Source organism: Salinimicrobium sp. WS361, from assembly GCF_050750585.1.
In the GTDB taxonomy this organism is placed as follows: domain Bacteria; phylum Bacteroidota; class Bacteroidia; order Flavobacteriales; family Flavobacteriaceae; genus Salinimicrobium.
Window position 1 is genome coordinate 46,366 of record NZ_JBOJLM010000005.1, and the last position, 25,906, is coordinate 72,271.

Genomic DNA, 25,906 nt, shown 5'->3' on the forward strand with positions numbered 1-25,906 from the left:
CTTTTATAGATTAAAATTCCAGCTTTTGTTGGGGCGATACCATAATTTTCCATTCTCAACTTCAAGAGGAGCTTCAAAATTATTGGTGTACAAACCTCCTGTGCCAAGCCCCTGCGGCATAGGATTGTTAAGATTGTAAGTATATTGTGCAATAGCATTAAGCCCTACATTACTTTCAAGAGCACTGGTGACCCACCAGCCAATACCGAGTTCCCGGCTAAGCTCAATCCACTCATTTGTTCCCCGAATCCCACCAATAAGACTGGGCTTAAAAATGACATATTGAGGTCGGATTTTTTCCAGCAGTTCCCACTTTTGCGAAAGACCTGTTACCCCGATCAATTCTTCATCAAGGGCAATAGGCAAAGGTGTTTTCTCACAAAGTGAGGCCATTTCTTCCGGCTGACCTTGTTTTATGGGCTGTTCTATACTGTGAAGTTCAAGATCGCTGAGACGCTTCAGTTTTTCTAATGCTTCGGAAGGTTTAAAAGCTCCATTCGCATCTACTCTTACTTCCATTTCTTCCGAAGTAAATTCACGCCTGATGAAGCTGAGCAATTTCATTTCAGTTTCAAAATCTATAGCACCTATCTTCAGCTTAATGCATTTGAAGCCGCCCCTGATCTTTTCAATTATTTGCTCTTTCATATACTGCTCCTCCCCCATCCAAACGAGTCCGTTGATAGAAATGGGCGCCTGGCCAGCAGTAAATTCTGAAGGAAACAATAGAAAAGGATCTTGCGCCGCTAACGACCTGAAGGCCATTTCTACCCCAAACTGTATGCTTGGAAATTCCCGAAGTTCTTCCCATAGCCTGTTCTCACCGAGCTGGATGTTTTCGCACACCCACTTCAGCTTTTCTTCATAACCCGGACGATCGTCGTAACTAAGACTTCTTAAAATGCCGCACTCTCCAATTCCGGTCTTTCCGTTTTGCTTCAGAATAATAAACCAGGTTTCCTTTTGTGTAAGAACGCCCCGCGAAGTACCGCTGGGGCGTTTAAAATTCAGGATGTACTTATAATAATTTGCCTGCACTTATATTGTTTAAAGTTCTATACTTTCCCCGGTTTCAAGCAACATAAGGTCTTTTCCTTTTTCATAGAATTTCCTTTTTGCCTCTTCATGATCAATTTCAATATATCCAAAAGTGTCATAGTGACAACCCAGCACTTTATCACACTGCACTAAATCACTGGCTATTATGGCATCATCTACACCCATGGTAAAATTATCGCCAATAGGCAAAATTGCCAGGTCTAGCCTGGTGTGTATGGGGATAAGTTTCATATCCATAGTAAGGGCAGTGTCGCCCGCGATGTAAATATTCTTGTGTTCCCCTTCTATGACAAATCCGCCGGGCTGGCCGCCGTAACTACCATCGGGAAAGGAGCTGGTATGAATGGCGTTCACGTATTTCACCGTTCCAAATTCAAAGTTCCATTTACCACCATGGTTAAGCGGGTGTACTTCCAGACCTTTATTTTCGTAATGAGTGGCTATCTCAAAATTACTAATGATCACCGCGCCGGTGCGTTTGGCAATGGCTTCAGCATCTAGTGTATGATCCTGATGGGCATGGGTTAACAGGATATAATCTGCCTTTAGATCATCAATATTCACCATTCCCTTCACCTTCTCATTACCCGAGATAAAAGGATCTATTAAAAGGTGAACACCTTTAACTTCTATTGCAAATGTGCTGTGTGCGTAGTGAGTAATTTTCATAATATCATATTTTAATATACAATTCATTATTATCAGGGAGACAAGAGTCAAGATCGCTTCGCTGCAAGCGCCAAGACTTTATCTAACCACTTGATTAACAACGATATTTAATTCTATTTCCATAAATAAAGTTCAATATAAATTCAGAAACTGGAAACCATCTTTCTATACCTTAAATGAACAGTATAATTAGTGAATTCGTGACTTAGCTCCTGATTAATTTATTTAATTGGACAACACTGATACAAAATACAAAATCCTACCCGAAAGACCTTCCAAAAATGGCATTTTTGAGACCTATAATATTTGTCCCAGCCCAAAAAGAACAGCCAGTAAGAAGGTGCCTAAGGCGAGTTTCTTAAGTTCAGGATCGAGGAGGACGGGATTCTTGTTCTCCATGATCCTTTTTAAGTGGAACAAAAGTGGCACAAACGCAAAGAGATACAGGAGATCATCTATTCCTGTAAACGAGAAAGCCGAGTAGAGGATCATAGAGGAAAATGCCGCCAGCAGGAGAAAATAATGGTACTGTTTTGCCTGGGCTTCCCCCAGTTTAACTACTAAAGTGTTCTTTCCTGCTTTAGCATCGGCAGCGCGATCGCGCATATTGTTAAGGTTGAGCACCCCGGCACTTAAGAATCCAATAGTGGCAGCCGGTAAGAATACCCGCCAGTCCCATTCCATAGTATAAAGAAAATAGCTGCCATAAACCGCAACAAGTCCGAAGAACACGAACACAAACACGTCTCCCAAACCCCTGTAGCCATAAGCCGAGTCTCCCACGGTATACTTCACTGCTGCAGCTATAGCGCCTATTCCCAGGACCAAAAACACCAGTCCGTAGAACAGGCTACGGGTGCCAAAGGCCAGATAAATAAGCGTAACGGCAAACAGGAAGGTGATGATGCCGGTAACGATCATTCCCCAAAACATCTCCTTTCTGGTCATCATTCCGCTTTGAAGTGCACGTAGAGGACCTACCCTGTCTTCATTGTCTGTTCCTTTTACAAAATCTCCATAATCATTGGCGAAGTTGGAGAGAATTTGGAGGCCCAGCGTAGTGGCCAGGGCCAGCGCAAAGATCACACTATTGAACTCATTTTGCGCTACAGCTATAGAACTTCCCACCAGAATTCCTGAAATTGAAAGCGGTAGCGTTCTGAGCCTCGCTGCACTTAACCAGGTATCTAAATTCGCCATATTAATTGATAATTTTGAAAAGTAGTTCTTTTAAAAGATCACCCTGTGGCACATTGGCAGCTCCTACCCCCTTGCCCTTTACATCGGCTTCCCTTAAATATGAAATAATACTGCTCACTTTTTTCATGTTGTAATTACGGGCAGCGGTAATATAGTCTTTCACAAAAAAACGATTGACCTTTAATGCTCTTGCCACATTGTTCTCAGACTGGTCATTGAGGGCATGGTACTGCTGCAGTTGCACAAAGAAACTGAACAACATTCCCACCGTCATTACCATAGGATGGTCTTTCTCGTTCTGCGAAAAGTAATTAATGATGCGATGCGCCTTCAGGTTGTCTTTACTACCAATAGCTTTTCGCAACTCAAAAATATTGAAATCTTTACTTATCCCTATATTCTCCTCGATAAGTTCGGGAGTTATTGTGGTTCCTTTTGGCGAAATAAGCTGAAGTTTCTTTAGCTCATTGTCAATCTTATCGAGCTGGTTCCCCAAAAACTCGAGGAGCATTTGCGCTGCCTTTGGCGCCATTTGGTAACCGCGGGTATGCATTTCTTTTTGTATCCAGTCTACAACCTGGTTTTCATACAACCTCTTGTTTTCATAGATCACGCCGGTTTTAGCAATAGCCTTGTGCAGCTTTTTGCGCTTATCAAGCTTCTTATACTTGTAATTGAATACCAGCACAGTTGTGGGTTGTGGGTTTTCGGCATATGGCAGGAGTTGCTCAATGGTGCGTGAAAGATCCTGGGCTTCTTTTACGATAATTACCTGCCGTTCGGCCATCATGGGATAACGTTTGGCGTTGCCAATAATGTCATCTACAGTCACATCGCGCCCGTAAAGTACCATCTGGTTAAAGCCCTTTTCTTCTTCGGGCAAAACATGATCTTCAATATAATCTGAAATCTTATCAATAAAATACGGCTCTTCTCCCGTTAAAAAATAGATAGGTTTAATATCCCCTTTTTTAATGGCAGTCACTATATTTTTTACGTCATCCATAAAGCTGGTTTTGGGGAGGGACTAAAAGAAGTTTCTTCTGAAAAAATCCTACTTTTGAGCATGCATACACTTAACTTCCCCCGGTACTCATTTCGGCTCAAAAATAGCGAAAATAAAATAGCTGTTTTTGATGAGCTTCGGAAAAAATTTGTTTTGCTTACGCCCGAAGAATGGGTGCGCCAACACGTGGTGCAATTTCTTCTTCAGGAAAAGAAATTTCCAAAGAGCCTGCTCAATGTAGAAAAGCAAGTGAAGCTCCACGATCTTATAAAAAGGTATGATGTACTGGCCTATAAACCCAACGGAGATATTCACCTGGTGGTAGAATGCAAGGCAGCCTCTGTTCCTATCACACAAGACACTTTTGACCAGATTGCGCGTTACAACCTGGCCCTGCAGGCAGATTACCTGATGGTGACCAACGGACTTCAGCATTATTTTTGTCAGCTTGATTATGTAGCCGAGCAATACCACTTTCTTCCAGACCTCCCGGAATGGGGCTAGAAAATGCCATTTTTGACACCCTATAATGCATCAACCTCATAATTTACTTTAATTTGCACCTGTGAAAGTAGCAGTGGTCATTCTTAACTGGAACGGAAAAGCTTTATTGCAGCAGTTCTTACCTTCGGTGGTTCAACATTCTCCTGAAGCTATCATTTATGTAGCCGACAATGCCTCTACCGATGATTCGGTGCCATTTCTTCGGAAGAATTTTCCGCAGGTAAAGATCATTCAGAATAAAATAAACGGCGGATTTGCTAAAGGCTATAACGATGCCCTTCAAGACCTGGAAGAAGACATTTTTGTGCTTTTGAACAGTGATGTAGAGGTGACTGAAGGATGGTTACAGCCATTAATACAAGAAATGGAGCAGGACAAGAAGGTTGCAGCACTCCAGCCGAAGATCCTCAATTACCGAAAAAAGAACCATTTTGAATATGCCGGGGCTGCAGGCGGCTATATTGATGCCATGGGTTATCCCTACTGCCGGGGCCGGATTTTTGAAACCCTTGAAGAAGATCATGGGCAGTACGATGATACCAAAGAGATCTTTTGGGCTACAGGGGCCTGTATGATGATACGCAAAATTGCCTTTTTTGAGGCGGGAGGTTTTGACGAAGATTTCTTTGCACACCAGGAAGAAATAGATCTTTGCTGGCGGCTTCACAACAGCGGGCTAAAGGTAAAAGCTGTGGGCGCATCTAAGGTTTATCATTTAGGAGGCGGAACTTTAAATGCCATGCACCCGCGCAAGACCTTTTTAAATTTCAGGAACAGCCTCTTCACAGTGGTAAAAAATGCCCCCGTAGACAAAGTATTTATCATCATTTTTCTCCGGTTACTTTTGGATGGGCTGGCAGGTGTAAAATTCCTAATCGAGCTAAAACCCTCGCATTCAGCAGCCATTGTAAAAGCCCATTTTCAGTTTTATCGGCATGCAAGAAAAATGTGGAAAAAAAGGAAACCTTCTCCAAAAAAGACAAAATATTATAACAATATCTCCGTTGTATTCGCATATTACCTACAGGGAAGGAAGGAATTTAAGAGAGTTTAAATTATTTTAATTATGTTCTGTTTAAATTTCGGAATGACCTTAGATTTTGTATTTTTGAAACGTTAACATTTAATCACACAATTAAGAATTATGAAAAAATTCATGCTTTTATCGGCAACTGCTGCGCTCCTTTTTTCTTCATGCGTTTCACAGAAGAAATATGCCGAGCTTGAAGCTCAACAAAAGGAGACTCAGGACAAGTTGAACACAGCCACGGTTAAACTTAACTCCTGTTTGGATGAAAAAGATCGATTGAACCAACAAATTAGTCAGTTGAGCAACCAAAATACTGCTTTATTGAACAACGTTGGAGATCTTGCCACCTTATCAAAGAAAGAAGCCGAAAATCTTGAACGCTCTTTAGAAAGTATCAAAGAAAAAGATATGAAGATTCAGCGTATGCAGGATGCGATCACTAAAAAAGATTCTGTAACACTTGCTTTGGTTACCAGCCTTAAAGGTGTTCTTGGAAACATGAGTGATGACGATATCCAGATCAATGTTGAAAAAGGAGTAGTTTATGTTTCTATTTCTGACAAACTTCTTTTTGAAAGCGGAAAATACAATGTATCTGACCGTGCTAAAGAAGTACTTGGAAAAGTAGCCACTGTTGTGAAAAACCGTCCAGAAATTGAATTTATGGTTGAAGGTCACACAGATGACAAGTCAATTAGAAATGCAGTACTTCAGGACAACTGGGATCTTTCTGTAAAAAGAGCTACTTCTGTAGTACGTGTACTACAGGAAGAGTTTGGTGTTCAGCCACAAAGAATGACCGCTGCGGGTAGAAGTTACTACGTTCCTGTAGCTTCAAACGAAACTGCTGAAGGTAGAGCCAAGAACAGAAGAACCCGTATCGTGATTCTTCCAAAACTTGATCAATTCTACAACCTTATTGAAGAAGGAATGCAGACTGCTAAATAAGCAAGCTCAAATATTCTTTAAAACCCGGCCTATAGCCGGGTTTTTTATTTTTAACAAATTAATCTTCAGTAAATTACACTTATAATAATATTTTTTTATTAGCTTCAGCATCTAATAAAAATCAAACTAAACTAAAATTATGCTGAAAAATTTTAACAAGATTGCCATGCTTACCCTGTGCGCCGGGCTTATTAGTATTTCGTGTGAAAAAGAAAACGAAGTAGAAGAAATTATAGATGCTCATTCTGCATCTATGAATGCAAGTCAATCGGCCAGAACGGTAAATGCCAATGCTGCATTAAATCCCGAATTTAATGTAGAGCCTGTTGCTTATGCCGGTCACAACTTACGGAATGAAGTCTTTAAAATGGATGCTGTAGCGCCATCTGAATGTGCACCTACAGCGTTTAATCAGGAAATCAACAAAGTGATCGAACCCTTCTTTTCAGATCCGCTGGCGTTGACCTACTACTCCCTCTACCTTGATCTGAACTTTTACATGGCGTACCTCGATACTTCTGAACAATATTTTGGAGATGAAGGTCAATACACCAACTTCGTAAGAAAAAGAGTCCGTGAGCTTGAAAAATTCTGGGGAATGCCAGATGAAATCAGGGTGAACGGGCAACATACCGCCAGCTTGAACGATCGTGAAAAACTGGCCGATTTATATATGATTGTTGGCGTTGACGTTGAAACAAGAGAAGATGCTTACGCAATAGCTGATCAACTCCTGGCTATTAATGAAGCTTCCCCTGTTCTTCCTGAAAGCCCATATTTTGCCATGGACGGTTTCGCCACAACAGGAAACCTTATTGTGATTGGAGATGGGATAACTTCAGTTCTTGCTAATACAGGTATTGCAGAAGATATTGTATGGACCGGAATTTTAGCACATGAATGGGCTCACCAGATTCAGTTTGATAATTTTACTGAATGGTACCCTAACGGTGCAGACGAAGATCCGGCAGCAGCTACCCGTCTTACCGAACTGGAAGCCGACTTTTTAGCTGCATACTACATGACGCATAAAAGAGGAGCTACCTACAACTGGAAAAGAGTAGAACAGTTCTTTGAGCTCTTCTTCAACATTGGAGATTGCAGCTTTGCCAGCAGCGGGCACCACGGTACGCCACTTCAAAGAATGGAAGCAGCCCGCCTGGGGTATGAATTAGCAAGTAGTGCACAAAAGAAAGGGCATATCCTTTCGCAGCAAGAAGCCCACGAAGCTTTTATGGCCGAATTTGGTAATATCTTTGAATAAGAAAAGACAAAGCTATTTGGTATTAAAAATGCCCGGCCATTACAGGCCGGGCACTTTTAGTTTATTCTGGTACGTTACGCAATAAGCCTTAGAAAACGGGGACTTATAGTATTTCGAGACTTCCCTTGCCTTCCCTAATCACTTCCGGTTCGGGGGTAGTGAGATCAATCACTGTAGAGGGTATGTTATCTCCGTAACCGCCATCTACCACTATTTCTACATGTTTATCCCATTTTTCAAGGATGAGTTCAGGGTCTGTGGTGTACTCCAGCACCTCGTCATCGTCACGAATGGATGTAGACACAATCGGGTTACCAAGACCTCCCACAAGCGCTCTACAGATGTTATTATCGGGAATACGGATACCTACAGTCTTCTTCTTTCTAAAGACCGAGGGTAAATTATTGTTCCCGGGCAGAATAAAAGTATAAGGCCCGGGCAGGTTTCTCTTGAGTATTTTAAAGGTTTGGTTATCTATTTGTCTCACATAATCAGAAAGGTTGCTCAAATTTTCACAGATAAAAGAAAAATTGGCCTTTTCAAGTTTTACGCCCCTAAGCTGGGCTATGCGTTCAAGGGCTGCATTATTGGTGATATCACATCCCAAACCGTATACCGTATCTGTAGGATAAATGATTAAAGCACCGTCTCTTAAAGCTTCTACTACTCTCTTTACTTCTTTTGGATTGGGGTTCTCTTCGTAGATCCTGATTAATTCTGCCATAGTTCTTCTGATTTAAATGCTTCAAAAAATACAAAAAATCAGCGCCTTTTAATAAGAGTTTTAGAGAAATTTAGTCATTTCTTTCTACCTCACTTTCAAGTTTGAGAACTTCATTCCCATTTTCCTGCTGAATATACAAGGCTTTATTTTCGGGGCTTCCTTTGCGGGTTACCTTTGTTCCTTTAATAGTGTGTGTAACTTCATGATCAAAAGTATTCTTCACTTTTCCCTGGGCGGTTCCTTTACCCCACTTCCACTTTACTGCTGTACCTTCTCTTATCATTTTTTATTTAAAAATAAGAACAAGAACACACCTAAACCAAAGAATAACAATTACTTAACCTTGATTAAGTAATTTGAGCTTGGCAAACTTTAGGAGTAGTTTTTTTATCCCCCCTGTTTCAAAGTCGATTTCTGCTTTTTTATCCTGCCCTGCCCCTTCTATGCTCAACACTTTTCCTTTACCAAAACGCATATGCTCTACTTCGTCACCCGCCATAAGTTTGATCACTTCTCCTGCAGAAGCCGTATTGCCGGGCGAAGTTGCAGGTCGCAGTTTCCTCAGTTTTTGAAGTTGTTCTTCTGTAGGTTTATGTGATGGTGGCGGAGTGCCGCTTGAAGGTTTGGTTTGACGGAATTTACTTTTATCTACTTCCCCAAAAATGTCGGTATCAATAAGAGGTTTGTATTTGTAATCGTCCTGCGGAATCATAAAATCCAGGTACTTATCATCTATTTCTTCAATGAACCTGCTGGGCTCGGCATCTACGAGTTTTCCCCAGCGGTACCTCGATTGGGTGTAAGTAAGAAAAGCTTTTTTCTCGGCCCTGGTAAGAGCCACATAGAAAAGCCGGCGTTCTTCTTCCAGTTCGCTACGGGTACTCATACTCATAGCCGAAGGGAATAGATCTTCTTCCATCCCTACAATGTACACAAAAGGGAATTCCAGGCCTTTAGCCAAATGTATAGTCATAAGGGCGACACGATCGTCATCACCCGAGTCTTTATCCATATCGGTAGCCAGTGCAACATCTTCAAGAAATTCGGTAAGGGAACCGGTGACATCGGCCAGTTCTTTTTGCTCTTCAACAAAATCCCTTATCCCGTTAAGCAATTCCTCGATGTTCTCAATTTTCGCAATACCTTCGGGCGTACCATCTTTCTTCAACTCCTGTAAAAGTCCCGTCTTTTTTGCAACAGTTTCAGCAATGGTGAAAGCATCGGCAGTTTCATTCATGATCTGGAAGCTTTTGACCATGTTGATGAAATTCTCCAGCTTATTTTTGGTGCCTCTGTTGATCTTCAGGTCAATTCTGTCCAGGTTTTCAACGATCTCGTAGATCGATCTTTTGTAGTGATTGGCAGCAATGGTAAGCCTGTCTATAGTAGTTTGCCCAATTCCCCTTGCCGGGTAATTGATCACCCGTTTTAGCGCTTCCTCATCTTTAGGATTGATCACCAGCCTGAGATATGACAGCACATCTTTAATTTCTTTTCGCTGGTAAAAAGATAATCCGCCATAAATACGGTAAGGAATATCCTTTTTCCGAAGGGCATCTTCCATGGCCCGGCTTTGTGCATTTGTTCGGTAAAGAATCGCGAAATCACCATTTTTCATTTGGTGCTCCATCCGGTTCTCAAAAATAGATCCTGCCACAAACCTTCCTTCTTCGCCATCGGTAAGCAGGCGGTTTACAACGATCCTTGGCCCGTCTTCATTAGCCGTCCACACCACTTTCTCAAGTCGGGTCTTATTTTTTTCAATGATAGAATTGGCCGCTTCAACTATGTTCTTGGAAGAACGGTAATTCTGTTCCAGACGGTACATTTGTACATTGTCATAATCCTTCTGAAAGTTGAGAATATTGTTGATGTTTGCGCCACGGAAGGCATAGATACTTTGCGCATCATCACCTACCACGCATATATTCTGAAATTTATCTGAAAGTGCTTTAACAATAAGGTACTGGGAGTGGTTGGTATCCTGGTACTCATCTACCAGAATATACCTGAAGCGATTCTGGTACTTCTGAAGCACCTCGGGGAAACGATTGAGCAGCTCATTTGTTTTAAGCAACAAATCATCAAAATCCATCGCTCCTGCCTTAAAGCAGCGGTCTACATATTCCCTGTAAATTTCACCCAGCCTTGGTTTTTTCGACATGGCATCGGCTTCCATTAATTCAGGATTCTGAAAATATGCCTTTACGGTAATGAGACTGTTTTTATAAGACGAGATACGGGAATAGACCTGCTTGTACTTGTACACATCTTTATCGAGCCCCATCTCCTTAATAATAGCCGATATGAGACGTTGGGAATCCTGGGTGTCATAAATTGTAAAATTGGAAGGGTATCCCAGTTTATCGGCCTCAAACCTGAGCATTTTGGCAAAGATGGAGTGAAAAGTACCCATCCACAGATTTTTGGCCTCGCTGTTCCCAACAATTTTTGCAATTCGGGTTTTCATTTCCCGCGCTGCCTTATTGGTAAAAGTTAATGAAAGGATATTGAAGGCATCAACTCCTTTACTCATAAGATAAGCAATCCGATAGGTAAGTACCCGCGTCTTCCCAGACCCCGCACCTGCAATAACAATCATAGCTCCATCCTTCTGTAATACAGGAGCTCGCTGGGCATCATTTAATTCGGCTAAATAAGATTCCAATAGTAACTTCTTTTAAGGGGTGAAAATAGCTAAAATGAGGCAAAATAAGAACCCTCCTACTATATCTTTTTGGGTTTAACTGAAAGGTCCCAAAAAGTATTTTACGAATATTTTAAAACAATATATTTTGGAGGAGCATCTATATAAGCTAACTTTTATTTTTTATTAGGAATTAAAGCGGTTTGTATGGATAATATTTTCGAATTTCTGGGAAATATCTCCTGGTGGATGTGGCTCCTCATTTTTATTGTTCTGGTAATAATTTATGACGTTTTCATAAATAAGAAGCATATCATTCTCCACAATTTCCCATTGGTAGGACATTTCAGGTACATGCTCGAAAGCATTGGCCCCGAATTGCGGCAGTACATTGTGGCGGGGAACAGGGAAGAACTCCCATTTAACCGCATAGAGCGCGGCTGGGTTTATGCATCTTCCAAAAATGTCAATAATTACGAAGGTTTTGGGACAGATCAGGACATCAATGAAGTGAATTACATCTTTATCAACAATGCCGTAATTCCATACTACATGCCCCATAAGCACATTAACCGGGAAGACCCTTATTTTGTTGCCTGTGCAAAAGTAATGGGAGAATTTCACAAACGACGTCGACCTTTTCGGCCTGCTTCGGTCATTAATGTCTCGGCAGTGAGTTTCGGCTCCCTTTCTGCCAAAGCAATAGAGTCTTTGAATCTTGGATGCAAAAAAGCTTACGCTTATCACAACACCGGCGAAGGAGGTTTGTCTCCTTACCACAAAAAAGGGGCAGATATTGTTTTCCAGGTAGGAACAGGATATTTTGGAATAAGAAATGAAGACGGCGGTTTTTCGATGGAAAAACTGGTAAAGCTTGTTAAAGAATATCCCAGTATAAGAGCTATAGAAATCAAACTCTCCCAGGGTGCCAAACCCGGGAAAGGAGGAGTGCTGCCCGCATCCAAAATTACCAGGGAGATATCCGAAATTAGGCACGTGCCCATGGGCAAAGATGTACTCTCACCGCCGGCTCACAGCACTTTTAGCAACATGCAGGAGCTGGTAGACTGGATAGAAGAAATTGCGGAAGAAACAGGCCTGCCGGTGGGAATAAAAGCCGCCATTGGGAAACTTGATGAATGGCGGGAGCTGGCGAGTATCATGGCCGAAACCAACCGCGGACCCGACTTTATTTCCATTGATGGCGGTGAGGGCGGAACCGGAGCTGCCCCTCCAAGTTTTGCCGATCATGTGGCCCTGCCGTGGATCTACGGTTTTACCGATGTTTATAAGATCTTCCAGGCACGAGATCTCGCCAACCAGATTATATTTATTGGCAGTGGTAAACTTGGTTTTCCTGCTAAAGCAGCCATGGCTTTTGCTATGGGCGTAGATTGTATTAATGTTGCCCGCGAAGCGATGCTAAGCGTGGGCTGCATACAGGCCCAATCCTGCCATACCAACACCTGCCCTACAGGTGTGGCCACGCAAAACCGCTGGTTACAGGCAGGAATCAATGTAAAAGACAAATCGGAAAGGGTGAATTATTATTTCAACAATTTCAGGAAGGAACTTCTGGAGATCACCCATGCCTGCGGATATGAACACCCCTGCCAGTTCACTATGGATGATGTGGAAATTAACCTGGGAGACAGGTTTATCGCAAAAACTTTAGCCGAAACTTTCATGTACAACAAGACAAAAGTTCCATTTGATTCTGTTGCTACTTTGGCAGGATGTCCTAACTTAGGCGGCTCGTACAGAAAAGGTAAAGAAACCGATGTGAAAGAGGTAGAAACTGAAGACACCTCGGTAGCCGATCAATAGTTGACCAATGACAGAAGATTCCATTTTAGAACTGCTGTTCTACATTTTACCGGCAGTGGTTGTGGGCGTGATTGCCTTCTATTTTTTTAACCTGCACACCCGCAATGAAGAGCGGCGGCGGCGGTTTTTACTTCACAAAGAAGCACAAAAACAGGCGCTGCCTTTACGGCTACAGGCCTACGAAAGGATGGCCCTTTTCCTGGAACGTATTGCCCCGGGCAATCTTCTTGTAAGAATCAAACCTTCAGGAGATGACAAAGAAGATTATTTGACCCTTCTTATAAGGGCTATTGAACAGGAATTTGAGCATAACCTGGCACAACAAATCTATATTTCTGACGAATGCTGGAATGTCATTAAAGCGTCTAAAAATGCTACGATAAACAACATCAGAAAAGTTGCAGGCCGGGAAGAGATCACCACCGCAAATGAACTGCGCCAGCAAGTTGTAAATTCACTTATCGATCAACAACCACCAAGCGAAACAGGGCTGGCCTACATCAAAAATGAAGTAAAGAACCTGTGGTAATCATCTGCAGATTTTCATTTTCAAAATAAAGGCCTAACATTGTCGCTCAAAACCCAAACGCCCCGAGTAAACTTTCTATAAATTCTGATATCATTTTTCTTCGGATACAAAAAAACATGATCAACAAATACTTCTATTTCGCCATTTGCCTGATTACCTTATTTACTTCAGCCTGTAAAAACGAAAATCAAGAATCTGCAGTTGCAGATAATGAGGTTGTGGAAAAACATGCTGAAGAAGCAAAACCTGAAATTCAGCAGGAACCCTGGTCTCAGCAGCAACTTCTGGAACCTTCAGATCTCGTGCAACTCCTAGAAAATTCCGAAGATAGCCTGGTCATTTTTAGCCTTGGTGCCGGTGGAATAATTCCCGGGTCTAAAGACACAGGACCTTCCGGAGAAAAAGAAAGCCTCAACAACCTGAGGCAGGAACTGGAAACATTACAAAAAGACAGCAATATCCTTATCTACTGTGGTTGCTGCCCTTTTGATATTTGTCCCAACGTTCGGCCTGCATTTGCACTGCTCAACGAAATGGATTTCACCAATCACCAACTGCTCAACCTGCGCGAGAATATTAAAGTAGACTGGATAGACAAAGGCTACCCGGTAGGAAATTAACTATTTAAGCTCAGCCAGCAAATGGTCAAGGTGCAACGCCCTGGTGTACATTTCTAGAGAGCCGTCTTTTGTATGCGGCCACTGCTCCTTTGGGCGATCGTAATAAAGTTCAACGCCGTTACCATCGGGATCATTGAGGTACAGAGCTTCAGACACGCCGTGATCGGCCGCCCCCGTTAAAGGATAATCGGCGTCAAGAAGCCTTTGCAGTACCTGCGCCAGCTCTTTTCTATGCTCATAAACTATAGCCGTATGATACAGGCCCACTCCCCTTTTTGAGGCTTGGGGTGCAGCTTTACTGTGCCAGGTATTGAGGCCAATATGGTGATGGTAACCGCCAGCCGACAAAAATGCGGCTGCATCGCCCATACGTTGTGTCACTTCAAATCCCAACAGCCCGTTATAAAATAACAGAGACCGTTCAAGATCTGAAACCTTGAGATGAACGTGGCCTATTCGGGTTGAAGCAGGCACTTTATAGTCTTCATTGTTTGCCATCTTTTCTTATTTTTCTACAGCCGAATAAAATATATTCAATTCTTCGTCCCGTTCCATACTTCATCTTAAAAGCTTGCGTGAATATTTTCTGAAATCAAGATAAGATACAAAAGCTAGGAATAACGTCTTTCTAAAAGAATCATAAAACGCTCACCTCTCAAAAATGGCAAATAAATGAAACGCTTCTGAAAATCAATATTTTATCACACCTGCTCTTCCTGTTTTAACCTGAAGAAAAGCTGAGACACGGGAATGAATAGAAGTCCGGCGAAAAGGAACAGCAGAAAAGAGATTTTAAGGTTAAAAAGATGGGCAATGTAACCAACCAGTGGCGGCCCTAATAGCATCCCAACAATTCCATAAGTAGTGATGATCGAAATAGCCATTCCTGCCGAATATTTTTTAGAAGTACCTGCCAGGCTAAAGATCATGGGGATAATAGCCGCAACCCCAATACCAACAAGGCTAAAGCCTGCTAGTGCCGGCCAAAAACTCGGCCACAGGACCATTAAAAGTACTCCCGAAGAAATTAGGGAAGAACTCACCACAAACATTCGGGCCATTCCTAATTTCTCGATAAGCCTGTCAGAAAAGAACCTTGAAAGTGCCATAAAGGTCATAAAAATAAGATAGCCTAGTGTGAATACCTCTTCCTTAACAACTTCTCTAAAGTACACTCCGCTCCAGTCAAACATACCACCTTCGCACAGCGATGCAAAAAAGATGAGTAACCCAAGGTAAAGAATGAATTTATCGGGTTTACCAAGCCTTAATTTATTACCGCCCGTGGCACGATCTTTCCGCAGTAAAAAGGAGTAAGAACATAATCCAAGTAAAATTCCGAGACTTGCAACCATCCAAAAATGGATCTGCATGGAAACATTCAGCTTAATAAGTAAGGTAGAAAAAAGCACCCCTACCAATCCGCCTGTACTCCAAAGGCCATGAAAGGAGCCCAAAATCTTCCGCGGAAATAACTTTTGAAGCGTGAGAGACTGCGTATTCATGGAGATATTGAGTATTCGCATGCTAAAGGCAAAAACACTGATGCCTGCCACCAAAAACACCATGTTTGATGCACTTCCTATAAGCACCAGCCCTACAGCAAAAAAGAAATAAGCCGCAATTAAAGGATTGCGACTGTCAAATTTTGACACCAGCCATCCCGAAATTGGCAATCCTATGAGAGAACTCACCGGCATGGCTAGCAGGAGATTTCCCAGTTGTGCCTCGTTTAGATCAAAATGGGTTTTGATAGTGGGAATGCGGGATGCCCATGTAGAAAAAGCAAAACCCGACATAAAGAAGAAAGTGCTAAGAGCAATACGTTGCTTTTTACGGGATTCCATACCTCTTAAAAAAGTCAAAGATGGCAGGAATTTTTGAATGCTGAAAGCCTTGAACTCTTAGTTTTTCAGAAAAAAGTGCTTAACATTCCTTAGGTATAGATTAACAAGAGCTTAACTCTACTCCCATGCGATCGTGTTGCCAAAATCCACTTTTCTTTGGAAATTGTAGCAAAACTACATTATGATTTCTATCCAGGTTGAACATAACGTTATTTACACCGTCGCCGAAGAAAAACTCACCAATGAAGATTATGACAGACTTATCCCCCTGCTACAGGAGAAAGTAAGGAGTTTTGGCACCATAAGATGGTACTTTGAGATGAAAGAATTTGAAGGCTGGAACTTAAGTGCCATGTGGCGCGATATCAAATTCGACTTCAAAAATAAAGAAAACCTGGAACGTATTGCCATGGTGGGGAATAAGGACTGGGAGAAAGAACTCACCCAACTTATGAAACCCTTTACCGGAGCCACGATCAAGTATTTTGATTTAACCGAAAAAGACGAAGCTAAAAATTGGATCAAGAAGATAGAAATATGAACACCGGCGACTCCTATAATGCATGGGCAGCCTCTTACGATGCCATGGAGAACAGAACCCGTGACCTCGAAGCCCAGGTGCTTAGGGACACCTTTTTGAACCCACACTACGGGAATATCCTGGAACTGGGCTGCGGCACAGGAAAAAACACCGAATGGCTCTCGCAAAAAGCCGATTTTGTTACCGCTATTGATATTTCTTCAAAAATGATGGCTAAAGCGCAGGAAAAAACACAGGCCGAAAATGTTAGCTTTATCGAAGCTGATATTACTAAAGAGTGGCCTGTAAAGCCGGGCTGGGCTAATCTTGTCACCTGTAGCCTCGTGCTCGAACATATTCAGGATCTCAGCTTTATCTTTGCTGAAGGAGCCCGCAGCCTTAAAAGAAACGGAAAGTTCTATATTTGTGAACTTCATCCGGGAAGACAATATGCAGGCAGTAGAGCAAAATTTGAAACCGAAAGCGGCTACCAAATGCCTCCCGCCTTTACTCATCATCTTTCAGATTTTCTTGACATGGCCAAAGAGCACAAGTTTGAACTCTTAGACCTCAACGAACATTTTGATAATAATGACAGGTCTAAAGTGCCAAGGCTGTTATCCCTGGTGTTTGAAAGTGGTGTCTAGATCCAAATTGAAATCCCTGCTAAAAATGCTTTCAAAGAACCGGAAGGTATCTTTAGCCTTTTCTACAGCCATTTTTTCTTCGGAAGGGGTAAAAGGGTATTTTTCGAGCTCTTCTTTGAATGCTTTCCAGTCCTGAAGGTTATTTTTATCGCCATTAAAGAAGAAATGATGCTGAATTTCATCTAAAGCATCACATTTCTGAAGGTTTTTAGCCAAAACCATTCCGCCCAAGGCCGATCCTTCAACCACGTAGGCCGCTCCCAGGGCTTCGGCTTTAGAATGACATTCAAAAATGCCATTTTTGGAAGGTATTTCACCTGTAACGCCCAGCTGTTCCAAATCCTGTTTTAACTGCTGGTGTTTTTTGCCTTCATAGTGTGGCAAATACTTCTGTATTTCTGTTTCAGTTTCGCGATACGCCAGGTAATTCTGTAGCAGCAGGAGTTTATAGGTGGTGAGGTCAATACTGTGGTCCATAATTTTCCGGGCCAGGTTCTTATCCTCTATTTGTTCATGCAGTTCGCGGGTTTCCTCCTTAAGCTTCTCTACTATCTTCATCCCTACTGGCTTTAAAATCTTTGATGGCATTCTTGATCTTGCTGATGTTCTCCTTCTGTTCGCGGTTATCGGACTTGAGGTTGTCGAGATAATCATTGATTTGATTAATAGCAACCTTGTTCTCCCTAAGCCGCTCTCTAATTTCCTCATTCTCGCTCATTCGAAACACTACTTTTTTAAGCAGAGGTTTTAGCTTCTCTTCCAGGTTGTTCATATGCTTTTTCAAAATGAACCCCGAAGCCCCGGCCAAAATAGTGTTGGCTGCCAGTTCCTCATCATGCACCGTCCCGGTAAGGAAGATAAAAGGCAGTTTTGCATCTTTTTGCTGTACCAGTTGCAGTACCTCCAGCCCCGTGCAGGTAGGAAGGTTATAATCGGAAATTACAACATCAGGAATGAAATTGATAAGCTTGTTCCTGCAGGAAGAAAGATCTTCAACTACCTCCACATGCGGTTCTTCTACAAGTTTTTTTATAGTGCGCAGGGTTATCAAGACATCAGCTTCATTATCCTCCACCAGTAATATTCTCAACGGGATCTTAATCATTTACGTATGCTCCTACTTTTGGGGTTCAAGATAAAAATAAAATAAAGAACCTTCACCGGGTTCACTTTCTACCCAAATTTCGCCGTCATGTTTTTCTATAATTCTTTTCACAATAGCAAGGCCTATGCCGGTACCTTTAAACCTGCTGCCTACGCCGCGTTGAAAAGTTTCAAATATCTTTTCGCTCAATACCGGGTCTACCCCTATTCCATTATCTTTTACATAAAATGTACCGTGCCCATTTATGCGGGTTGAACCTACTTCTATAACTGGTGCTTCTTTTTCTGAAGAATATTTTAAAGCATTGTTAAGCAGGTTAGACCACAACTGGAACAGCATTCTACGGTTACCCCACATAGCCGGAAGATCTTCCTGAATATCTATACGTGCCTTAGGGAAATTTGCAGAAAGATTAAAGAGCTCGAGTATTTCTTTGAGCATTGCGGTAGTATCAACCTCATGCTTCTCTACTTTCTCTATGTGCCCCAACCTCGAATATTCCAGAATATCGTCAATAAGATCATTCATTTTTTCGGTGAGGCCCATGCTCATATCAAGGTAACTCACTCCTTCACTTCCAAGGGGCTCACTAAAATCTTCCCGCAGTATTTGAAGAAAGCCTTCCATACCTCTTACCGGTGCCCGTAGATCATGTGAAAGTCCGTAACTAAATAGTTCCAGCTCCCGGTTGGCTTCTATGAGCTTGTCGTTTAGGGCTTCAATTTCCCTGCGCTGGCGGGTGAGCAGCACGTGGCTAATGTTTTCCCTTAAAGCCCGGGCCGTGTTACGGTCCAGCTCATGCCATGGTTCAGAAAAGCCGGTGAGTTTCTCACTCCACTTTTCAAAAGATTTACGCGGACTAAGTCTTTGTTCCTTTTCGTTATAAAATACCTTATTCTGCGGATTCCCTCCCCATGTTACCACCTGCACCACTTCAGGTTTAAACCATAAGATATATTTGTTATCAGATATTTTTAAACTAAAAAGCCCCGAAGCTTTCTCCTTGTAACTTTCGGCTTCAGGAAATAGCGCTGAAAGGTTACGGGTCCAAAAAAGGCTTTTTGACTGCTTTTTTATAAAGTCATTGAGCAGGCTGTCCAGTTGTTCTTTCCCAGGCGTTTGCCCATTTAGTTCCCATTCATTAATGTGAAAAATTGCACCACCCCCACAATTTAAGAGTTCTACAAATTGTACGGTATCCCTGCTTAGCGCCTCAGCAAAATTGTTGTGATATTTCATTTGAGCCACCAGCTGGCGGCGGATACTTTCGGTTTGTTCCGAATGATTTAAAAGGCTGCTGGTTTCGTGCAGCGTAATTTCGGTAGAGAGCATTTGAGCCAGAAAACGACAACTCTCACGCTGATAAAAATCCAGGTGCTTCGCTGTTTGGTGATGGCAGGCAATAAGACCCCATAATTTTCCCTTTACCACAATAGCTGCCGAAAGGGATGCCCCCACGCCCATGTTTTTCAAATATTCAATGTGAATAGGAGAAACGGCCCTAAGCGAAGATCTTGAAATATCAAGAGGTTTCCCGGTAACGGGTGAAATTTCGGGCTTTAGAGGTACCGGCGTATAATGTACATTGGCAATGACCCTTACCCGGTGTTTGAGAAACATTTTGCGGGACTGCTGCGGAATATCGGTAGCCGGATATCGCAGCCCCAGCCACGATTCCATATCGTCATTCTTTGTTTCGGCAATCACTTCGCCATTCCACTCCTCATCAAAGCGGTAGATCATCACCCTGTCATAGCCAAACATTTTGCGGGTAAGATGAGCAGCTTCCGAAGAAAGCTCCTCAAGAGACCGTGCTGCCTGGAACTTATTCAGGATGCCCGTTAACTGCTTCTGAAAGAAAAATGGATCCTGCATCTCTGCGAGTAGCTCAAAATCGAGCACCAGGCTCTCTTCTGAAATATTAGCAAGTACAAGGAATTTCTTTCGGTCTATTTCCACTTCCTGCGGAAGACTATCTTCATCAAAATCGGGTGCCAAAAATGGCTTTTTCAGAAGGTAAGACAGCGGTTTTCCCAGCAGCTCATCTACAGTAATTCCTAAGTATTCCGAAGCATTTTCGCCGGCCTGGGTGATGTTCAAATTTGTGCGATCACAAACCACCAGCACGCCATGCGCCTGAGATTTCCCAATGATGTGGATTGGTTCTTTGGCACAGTTCTCCAAATCAACCTGAACCGGGTATTTTAGGGACGATGTATCCATATTATTAAGCCTGAAGCTTGAAGTAGAAAGTACTTCCCACCCCTTCTTGCGAGTCTACCCAAATGGTACCATTGTGTAAGTGAACTATCTTCTCTACGTGTGCCAGCCCCACACCTGTACCATCATTGCTGTCGTGTTTCTTGACACGGTTGAATATTGTAAAAATTTTATCCTGGTCTTCTTTTGCAATCCCCACGCCATTGTCAACAACGGTGAAGGTCCAGAAATCGCCTTCTCTATATGCCGAAATACGCACCTCAGGATTTCGTTCTTTCGGGGTATATTTTATGGCATTACTAATAAGGTTCTGGAAAAGCAGTCTTAGCTCTACTTCATAGCCTTCCAGGCGCGGTAAATCTCCAATATGGATCTTGGCCTTTGTGTCTTTTATCCTTTTACCTAGATCATATTTTACAACTTCTACCAGCTCGCGGGTGTTTACGAGTTTCTTAACGCCTTCGCGACCTATGCGCGAATGCTCCAGCAAGGCCCTTATTTGTTCTGAAAGTCTTGTGGATGCCTGTTTTATATAAGAAACATAATTTTGCCCTTTTTCATCAAGCTTTGAAGCGTAGATCTTGCCTAAGATATCTATCCCGAATTTGATCGTAGAAAGCGGCTCCTGTAAATCGTGCGAACAAATGGAAACAAATTGCTCCAGGTCACGGTTTGCCCTTTCAAGATCGGCTTTTTGTTCCCGCAGTTGATCTTCGGCCTTTTTTAAAGCTTCAATTTCTACAAAGGTGTAGCGTATGGTGAGGATATTATCCTCTTCATCCCTCTCGGCAGTGGCGTTTAGAATTACAGGCAAGATATCTCCGGTCTTGCTGAGGATGTTCTGCTCGAGATTAACAAGCACGCCATTTTCAGCAAAGTCTTTATTGGATTTTAAAGCCTCAACCTGAGAATCTTCGTTGTACAGGTCGTAAATAGATTTCCCTATAAGTTCTTCTTTCGAGTCATACTTCAGCTGCTTTATGGCCATTTTGTTGCAATGCACAATCTTATAGTTTTGCGGGTTAACGCTTATGTGCATTACAGGGTCCTCTTCATAGAAACTCTTAAACCTGCGTTCACTCGCCTGCAGCTTCTCTTTTGACTTTTGCAGGTTTTCAATTTCAATGAAAGTGATCACTACCCCATCAATCTTCTCGTTGGAATCTACGTAGGGTGATATTCTTCGCAGGTAATGCAGCCCGTCTTTTGAAACTACGGCCTTCTCTAAAGTCTTACCGGTTTTAAGTACCCTCTTACAACGCTGAAGCAAATTGCTCCTTCCAATACTCCCGGTAAAATGGCTTATTGGCCGTCCCATATCAGAATTAAGAAAACTGAAATGATCCTTTATGGCCGGGGTGAATTTGCGTATGCACAGCGAGCCATCGAGAAAGATGGTGCCAATTTGCGTACTTTCCAGCAGGTTGTTAATATCGGCATTAAGTGCAGCAAGATCATCCATTTTCTGAATGTTCTCGGCATTTACGGTGTTGATCTCCTCGTTTACGCTTTGCAGTTCTTCGTTGGTGCTTTGCAGCTCTTCGTTTGAAGCCAAAAGTTCTTCATTGGCCGCCTGCAACTCTTCGTTGCTGGTCTCAATCTCTTCCAGTGAAGTCTGCAACTCCTCTTTTGTTTGCTTTAACTCCTCTTCAAGATTGGAAACATATTCTTTGGTGCGGGTGGTAAGCGTAATATTATCTACACTTTCTACCCCGTCAAGATTGAGCTCCTTCTCAAGGAAGGTGATCATAAAGGTGGTTTCGGAATCTACATGGTTCCGCAGGAAAGGCTTTACTAAAATATCTACTGCTTTCTTCTCCCCGTGGTGCTCAAAAATGGCATCTTTATAATAAACTTTTTGCTGAAGTTTCTCAGCTCTTTTAAGGCTATTCTGGATCAAATATTTCAAATCTGTTCCCAACATGTCCAGCAAATTGGTAGAGAAACCACTCACCGGAAGGTTGGCATATTTCCTGAATTCTCCAATGGCCTCCAGTATATTATAATCTAAATCTACATAAACACTCGCCGCTTTAAAATGATCGAGTACGGTCTCGTTGAAATCACTTGTAAGCTTATTAAAGTTTGAATTGGCAGGAGCCTTATAGCTGGCACTATTATTTGACGGCTTGTTATTAATAAATTTAGCCGTAGAATTTGGCGTGTGGGAAAGACCTGCTTCGAGCCTGTTATTGGGATGTATATTCCTGAATATCTTCCATTTGCGATCAATTTCTGAAAAATTCTTTTGCTCTGTATGTACGCTTTCACTGGTTCCCAACACGAGTATCCCGTCCTGTTTAAGGCTGTAATGCAGCACACTCAAGGCCTTGGTTTGTATTGCAGGCTGAAAATATATCAGGAGGTTGCGGCAGGAAACCAGATCCATATTACTAAACGGCGGATTCTTGATCACGTTATGGCGTGAGAAGATTACGGCCCGCCTCAACTTATCAACAACCTCATATTTGTTTGGCTTGCTTTTAAAGTATTTAGCAAGAAAATCGGCTGGCACATCGGCCGCTATACTTTCGGGGTATAAGCCTTTGCTGCCTATCTCAAGATGCTTTTCGGCAATATCGGTTGCGAAGATCTTAAGCTCAATATTTTTACCCTGGTTTTCTATTTCTTCGATAAAGCACATGGCAAAAGAATAAGCTTCTTCTCCCGTACTACAGGCAACATCCCAAATCTTTAAAACTTCCCCATCAGCTTTTGAACTCACCATTTGGGGGATGACCCTTTGGCGTAGAACGTCCCAAACTTTACTGTCTCTAAAGAACTTGGTGACCCCAATAAGAAATTCCCTGTAAAGGATATCAACTTCTCCTTCGGTATTGGTGAGATAAGTACAATATTCGGCTAAAGATCTGCATTTGCACACACTCACTCTTCGGGCTACCCTTCGGGCAAGAGTAGATCTTTTGTACTCTCTAAAATCAAGTCCTGTTTTCTCATCTATGAAATTTAAGATCTTGATAAGCTCTGTCTGGTCATAGGCCACATCTCCATCTTTGAAATGGAATATAGAAGGTGCCGTAAGATAGTTGTCCAGTTCATTTCCCATCTGTTTAACAGGCAGAACATAATCTACCAGGCCGGTATTTATCGCACTGCGGGGCATACCGTCAAACTGGGCTTCTTCGGGCTCCTGCACCATGATCATTCCGTCGCTCTCCTTAATGGCGCGTGAGCCGCGGGTCCCGTCACTACCGGTACCGCTTAGAATAACACCTATAGCCTTTTCCCGCTGTTCTCTTGCCAGCGACTCAAAGAACATATCTATAGGTAAATTGAGAGTAGGGTTTTTAGGCTTCTCCAGAAGATTAAGCCTGTTGTTTTTGATAACCAGGTTATTGGCCGGCGGTATAAGGTAAATATGCCCCGGTTTTACTTCCATACCCTCCTCTACTTCCATTATGGGCAAGCCCGTACTGCGGGACAGGAGTTCTCCCATCATGCTTTTATAATCTGAAGATAAGTGCTGAATGATGATGTAAGCACTTTTGGTGGCTTGAGGAATATGTTCAAAAAAAGCTTTAAGAGCTTCAAGGCCACCAGCACTGGCTCCTACGGCCACAATTCTGGTGTTGGACGAAGAAGGGGTTGTTTCTGATTGTAAAGTCGGGGAATTCTTGATTTTCTTACTCATAACGAAAAAAGAGCCATCAAAGAATCCTTACTATTTTAAACAAATCGCAGGTTACCCACAAATCATCTCAAGCAGGAAATTCAATAGCATGTATTGGAAAAATTATTCGCCGTGAAATTACTTCTATACAACAATTTTTACTGTTAACAATGTGTTAAGTAACTATGCCCGGGTAGAATTAAAACTGCTTAGCAGCCAGATATTGTCATGATTTTGCAGTTTTTCTGCATTTGTTAAAGTAAAGATGAAGAATTAAGAACCAGAAAATCGGCATTATCCCGGAATATTAATAATTGGAAGAGAGGGCAAAGTATCAGCCTTATTCCCCTATTTAAAACCAATTCTTCTACCTGCTCCCTTCCTTACTTAACAGCTTTAAGAAATAATGTAATCTATTTACATACAGCAAGATAAGAAAAACACAAGGAACAAAAGCAATAATCTGGTCACTAGAGATTTTCACCTCCTCGCACCCTTAAAATCCTGAAGTAAAATATTAATAATCAGTTAAATTTCAGTATCTTGTAAAGCGTATCCCTATAATATTAACGCCATGAGAAATCCGATTTCACTTTTCGCAAGGCCCATTGTTATCCTGTTCTTATTTTTTGTTTTGTCTCCAGAAGCTGTGACTGCTTTTCAGCAACCTTCACAAGAGTATACAGAATATAAAGGACAGGTTGTTAACAGTCAAAACAACAATGCGTTGGCCGGTGCCTACCTTTCTGTTCAAAACACCAACATTTCTACAGTGACCAACAATGACGGGGAATTCTCCCTAAAGATCCCTCAAAACCTGGAAGATGTAAATGTGCAGGTTTCCTTTTTGGGTTTCCAAAGCCGCACAATACCTTTGCAATTTTTTCAGCAGGATAATGTTGTCATACCACTGCAAGAATCTCTGGAAGAGCTCAATGAGGTCAGTATCTTCACCTATACCGATCCCGCTGCTTTGGTACACAATATGCTGGAAACCCGCGGAAACAACTATTTTACCGACCGTACAACCATGACTGCCTTTTACCGGGAAGCTATAAAAAGAGGCCGAAAAAATGTCTCTCTTTCTGAAGCCGTTGTAAAAATTCACAAACAACCTTATGATTCTAATAGTGATGACGATATTTCCCTGGTGAAGGCACGAAAAACAGCCGATTATGACCGGCTGGATACGGTTGCTCTTAAACTGCGGGGTGGGCCTTACAATCCTTTGAGCATAGACCTCATGAAAAATCCCACCCATATCTTCAACCAGCGGGATCTTTCTAATTTCAAATTCAGCTTTGACAATCCTACCAAAATTGACGAACAGTACCTCTACGTTGTGAATTTTGAGGAACTGGATAAGAGGATGCCCTGGTATTATGGCAAACTATTCATTGATGCCAACACTTTTTCCCTGATCAAAGCTTCTTTTAATCTTAACGTAGATAACCGCTCGGCTGCGACAGATCTGTTTGTTCAGAAAAAACCTGGCGGAACAAAGGTCTATCCCGTAGAAGTGAAATACGACATTACCTACAGGCAAAAAGACGGCCGCTGGTATTTTGGCTATGGCAATACCCAACTGGAGTTTGTGGTAAACTGGAAACGCAAACTCTTCAACTCCCGTTACAAGGTAAACAGCGAACTCGCCGTGACCAACTGGGAGGTGAATACCGAAAAAGTTAAAAGAGACAATAGTTTTTTAAGCCGAAAGGTGATCATGAATGACGATATTTCGGGCTTTGCAGATCTTTCTTTCTGGGGTGAGAATAACATAATTGAACCCGATGAATCTATTGAAAGCGCGATAGATAAAATACGTGACAAGTTAGAAAACAACTAGATCTGTTTGATGAAATACCTCTCAAAAATGGCATTTTAAAAGCACATTTTTGAGAGGACATAT

23 protein-coding genes are annotated in these 25,906 nt (G+C 42.2%); 10 read left to right on the top strand and 13 right to left on the bottom strand.

The annotated features are described in order from the left end of the window. Positions 1–3 precede the first annotated feature (3 nt). The 4 genes from ACQ93I_RS06255 to holA all read right to left on the bottom strand — a co-directional run bounded on the left by ACQ93I_RS06255 (position 4) and on the right by holA (position 3,934). A complete protein-coding gene (locus tag ACQ93I_RS06255; protein ID WP_431697701.1) occupies positions 4–1,038 on the bottom strand; it encodes an o-succinylbenzoate synthase in 1,035 nt (344 codons plus the stop codon). Positions 1,039–1,047: 9 nt separating this feature from the next. Further along, positions 1,048–1,728 carry a metal-dependent hydrolase gene (locus ACQ93I_RS06260; protein ID WP_431697702.1) on the bottom strand — a complete coding sequence of 227 codons (681 nt, stop codon included), beginning with the start codon at positions 1,726–1,728 and terminating at the stop codon, positions 1,048–1,050. A gap of 297 nt (positions 1,729–2,025) precedes the next feature. Next, positions 2,026–2,928, bottom strand: coding sequence for a 1,4-dihydroxy-2-naphthoate octaprenyltransferase (gene menA, locus ACQ93I_RS06265; protein ID WP_431697703.1), 903 nt, complete (start codon positions 2,926–2,928; stop codon positions 2,026–2,028). Position 2,929: 1 nt separating this feature from the next. Beyond that, positions 2,930–3,934 carry a DNA polymerase III subunit delta gene (gene holA, locus ACQ93I_RS06270; RefSeq protein WP_431697704.1) on the bottom strand — a complete coding sequence of 335 codons (1,005 nt, stop codon included), beginning with the start codon at positions 3,932–3,934 and terminating at the stop codon, positions 2,930–2,932. A gap of 60 nt (positions 3,935–3,994) precedes the next feature. On the opposite strand from holA, the gene ACQ93I_RS06275 reads away from it, so the two are divergent. The 4 genes from ACQ93I_RS06275 to ACQ93I_RS06290 all read left to right on the top strand — a co-directional run bounded on the left by ACQ93I_RS06275 (position 3,995) and on the right by ACQ93I_RS06290 (position 7,680). After that, positions 3,995–4,438: a type I restriction enzyme HsdR N-terminal domain-containing protein gene (locus ACQ93I_RS06275; protein WP_423819395.1), complete on the top strand. Its 444-nt coding sequence runs from the start codon at positions 3,995–3,997 to the stop codon at positions 4,436–4,438. A 61-nt stretch (positions 4,439–4,499) separates the two neighbouring features. Continuing rightward, positions 4,500–5,492 carry a glycosyltransferase family 2 protein gene (locus ACQ93I_RS06280; protein WP_431697705.1) on the top strand — a complete coding sequence of 331 codons (993 nt, stop codon included), beginning with the start codon at positions 4,500–4,502 and terminating at the stop codon, positions 5,490–5,492. 90 nt (positions 5,493–5,582) lie between these two features. Beyond that, positions 5,583–6,416: an OmpA family protein gene (locus ACQ93I_RS06285; RefSeq protein WP_266070930.1), complete on the top strand. Its 834-nt coding sequence runs from the start codon at positions 5,583–5,585 to the stop codon at positions 6,414–6,416. A 139-nt stretch (positions 6,417–6,555) separates the two neighbouring features. Continuing rightward, positions 6,556–7,680 carry a hypothetical protein gene (locus ACQ93I_RS06290; RefSeq protein WP_431697706.1) on the top strand — a complete coding sequence of 375 codons (1,125 nt, stop codon included), beginning with the start codon at positions 6,556–6,558 and terminating at the stop codon, positions 7,678–7,680. A 103-nt stretch (positions 7,681–7,783) separates the two neighbouring features. Here the strand turns inward: ACQ93I_RS06290 and ACQ93I_RS06295 are convergent, their stop codons facing one another. The 3 genes from ACQ93I_RS06295 to ACQ93I_RS06305 form a co-directional block, all read right to left on the bottom strand. After that, complete coding sequence (locus tag ACQ93I_RS06295; protein WP_431697707.1) at positions 7,784–8,404, bottom strand: L-threonylcarbamoyladenylate synthase; 621 nt, start codon at positions 8,402–8,404, stop codon at positions 7,784–7,786. 70 nt (positions 8,405–8,474) lie between these two features. Next, positions 8,475–8,687, bottom strand: a complete 213-nt coding sequence (locus ACQ93I_RS06300; protein ID WP_266070927.1) for a DUF2945 domain-containing protein — start codon at positions 8,685–8,687, stop codon at positions 8,475–8,477. Between the two features lie 54 nt (positions 8,688–8,741). Continuing rightward, the gene (locus ACQ93I_RS06305) at positions 8,742–11,072 is read right to left on the bottom strand and encodes an ATP-dependent helicase (protein WP_431697708.1); all 2,331 of its coding nucleotides are present in this window, start codon (positions 11,070–11,072) and stop codon (positions 8,742–8,744) included. Between the two features lie 186 nt (positions 11,073–11,258). Here ACQ93I_RS06305 and ACQ93I_RS06310 point away from each other — a divergent pair, with 186 nt between their 5' ends. The 3 genes from ACQ93I_RS06310 (at position 11,259) to ACQ93I_RS06320 (ending at position 14,027) form a co-directional block, all read left to right on the top strand. Further along, on the top strand, positions 11,259–12,878 hold the full coding sequence (locus ACQ93I_RS06310) for an FMN-binding glutamate synthase family protein (RefSeq protein ID WP_431697709.1): 1,620 nt from the start codon (positions 11,259–11,261) through the stop codon (positions 12,876–12,878). Between the two features lie 7 nt (positions 12,879–12,885). Continuing rightward, a complete protein-coding gene (locus tag ACQ93I_RS06315; RefSeq protein ID WP_431697710.1) occupies positions 12,886–13,407 on the top strand; it encodes a hypothetical protein in 522 nt (173 codons plus the stop codon). Positions 13,408–13,523: 116 nt separating this feature from the next. Beyond that, complete coding sequence (locus tag ACQ93I_RS06320; RefSeq protein ID WP_431697711.1) at positions 13,524–14,027, top strand: rhodanese-like domain-containing protein; 504 nt, start codon at positions 13,524–13,526, stop codon at positions 14,025–14,027. On the opposite strand, the gene ACQ93I_RS06325 is transcribed toward ACQ93I_RS06320, so the two are convergent. Together ACQ93I_RS06325 and ACQ93I_RS06330 are read right to left on the bottom strand one after the other, a co-directional pair. Further along, positions 14,028–14,525, bottom strand: coding sequence for a VOC family protein (locus ACQ93I_RS06325; protein ID WP_431697713.1), 498 nt, complete (start codon positions 14,523–14,525; stop codon positions 14,028–14,030). A 203-nt stretch (positions 14,526–14,728) separates the two neighbouring features. Continuing rightward, positions 14,729–15,892, bottom strand: a complete 1,164-nt coding sequence (locus ACQ93I_RS06330) for an MFS transporter (protein WP_431697714.1) — start codon at positions 15,890–15,892, stop codon at positions 14,729–14,731. Between the two features lie 163 nt (positions 15,893–16,055). Between ACQ93I_RS06330 and ACQ93I_RS06335 the strand changes: the two genes are divergently transcribed. Both ACQ93I_RS06335 and ACQ93I_RS06340 read left to right on the top strand, forming a co-directional pair. After that, positions 16,056–16,415 (top strand): STAS/SEC14 domain-containing protein, encoded by a 360-nt coding sequence (locus tag ACQ93I_RS06335; RefSeq protein ID WP_431697715.1) that lies wholly within the window; start codon positions 16,056–16,058, stop codon positions 16,413–16,415. Continuing rightward, on the top strand, positions 16,391–17,041 hold the full coding sequence (locus tag ACQ93I_RS06340; protein ID WP_431697716.1) for a class I SAM-dependent DNA methyltransferase: 651 nt from the start codon (positions 16,391–16,393) through the stop codon (positions 17,039–17,041). The genes ACQ93I_RS06335 and ACQ93I_RS06340 overlap by 25 nt, the downstream gene beginning before the upstream one ends. Here ACQ93I_RS06340 and ACQ93I_RS06345 read toward each other — a convergent pair. The 4 genes from ACQ93I_RS06345 to ACQ93I_RS06360 are packed head-to-tail and all read right to left on the bottom strand — an operon-like array spanning position 17,012 to position 24,018. Beyond that, positions 17,012–17,599: a biliverdin-producing heme oxygenase gene (locus tag ACQ93I_RS06345; protein ID WP_431697718.1), complete on the bottom strand. Its 588-nt coding sequence runs from the start codon at positions 17,597–17,599 to the stop codon at positions 17,012–17,014. The genes ACQ93I_RS06340 and ACQ93I_RS06345 overlap by 30 nt on opposite strands. Next, a complete protein-coding gene (locus tag ACQ93I_RS06350) occupies positions 17,577–18,146 on the bottom strand; it encodes a response regulator (protein WP_431697719.1) in 570 nt (189 codons plus the stop codon). Before ACQ93I_RS06350 ends, ACQ93I_RS06345 begins: the two co-directional genes overlap by 23 nt. A gap of 12 nt (positions 18,147–18,158) precedes the next feature. Beyond that, positions 18,159–20,369 (bottom strand): ATP-binding protein, encoded by a 2,211-nt coding sequence (locus ACQ93I_RS06355; protein WP_431697720.1) that lies wholly within the window; start codon positions 20,367–20,369, stop codon positions 18,159–18,161. A 4-nt stretch (positions 20,370–20,373) separates the two neighbouring features. After that, positions 20,374–24,018: a chemotaxis protein CheB gene (locus ACQ93I_RS06360; RefSeq protein WP_431697721.1), complete on the bottom strand. Its 3,645-nt coding sequence runs from the start codon at positions 24,016–24,018 to the stop codon at positions 20,374–20,376. Positions 24,019–24,571: 553 nt separating this feature from the next. On the opposite strand from ACQ93I_RS06360, the gene ACQ93I_RS06365 reads away from it, so the two are divergent. Continuing rightward, positions 24,572–25,843: a carboxypeptidase-like regulatory domain-containing protein gene (locus ACQ93I_RS06365; RefSeq protein ID WP_431697722.1), complete on the top strand. Its 1,272-nt coding sequence runs from the start codon at positions 24,572–24,574 to the stop codon at positions 25,841–25,843. Positions 25,844–25,906 lie beyond the last annotated feature (63 nt).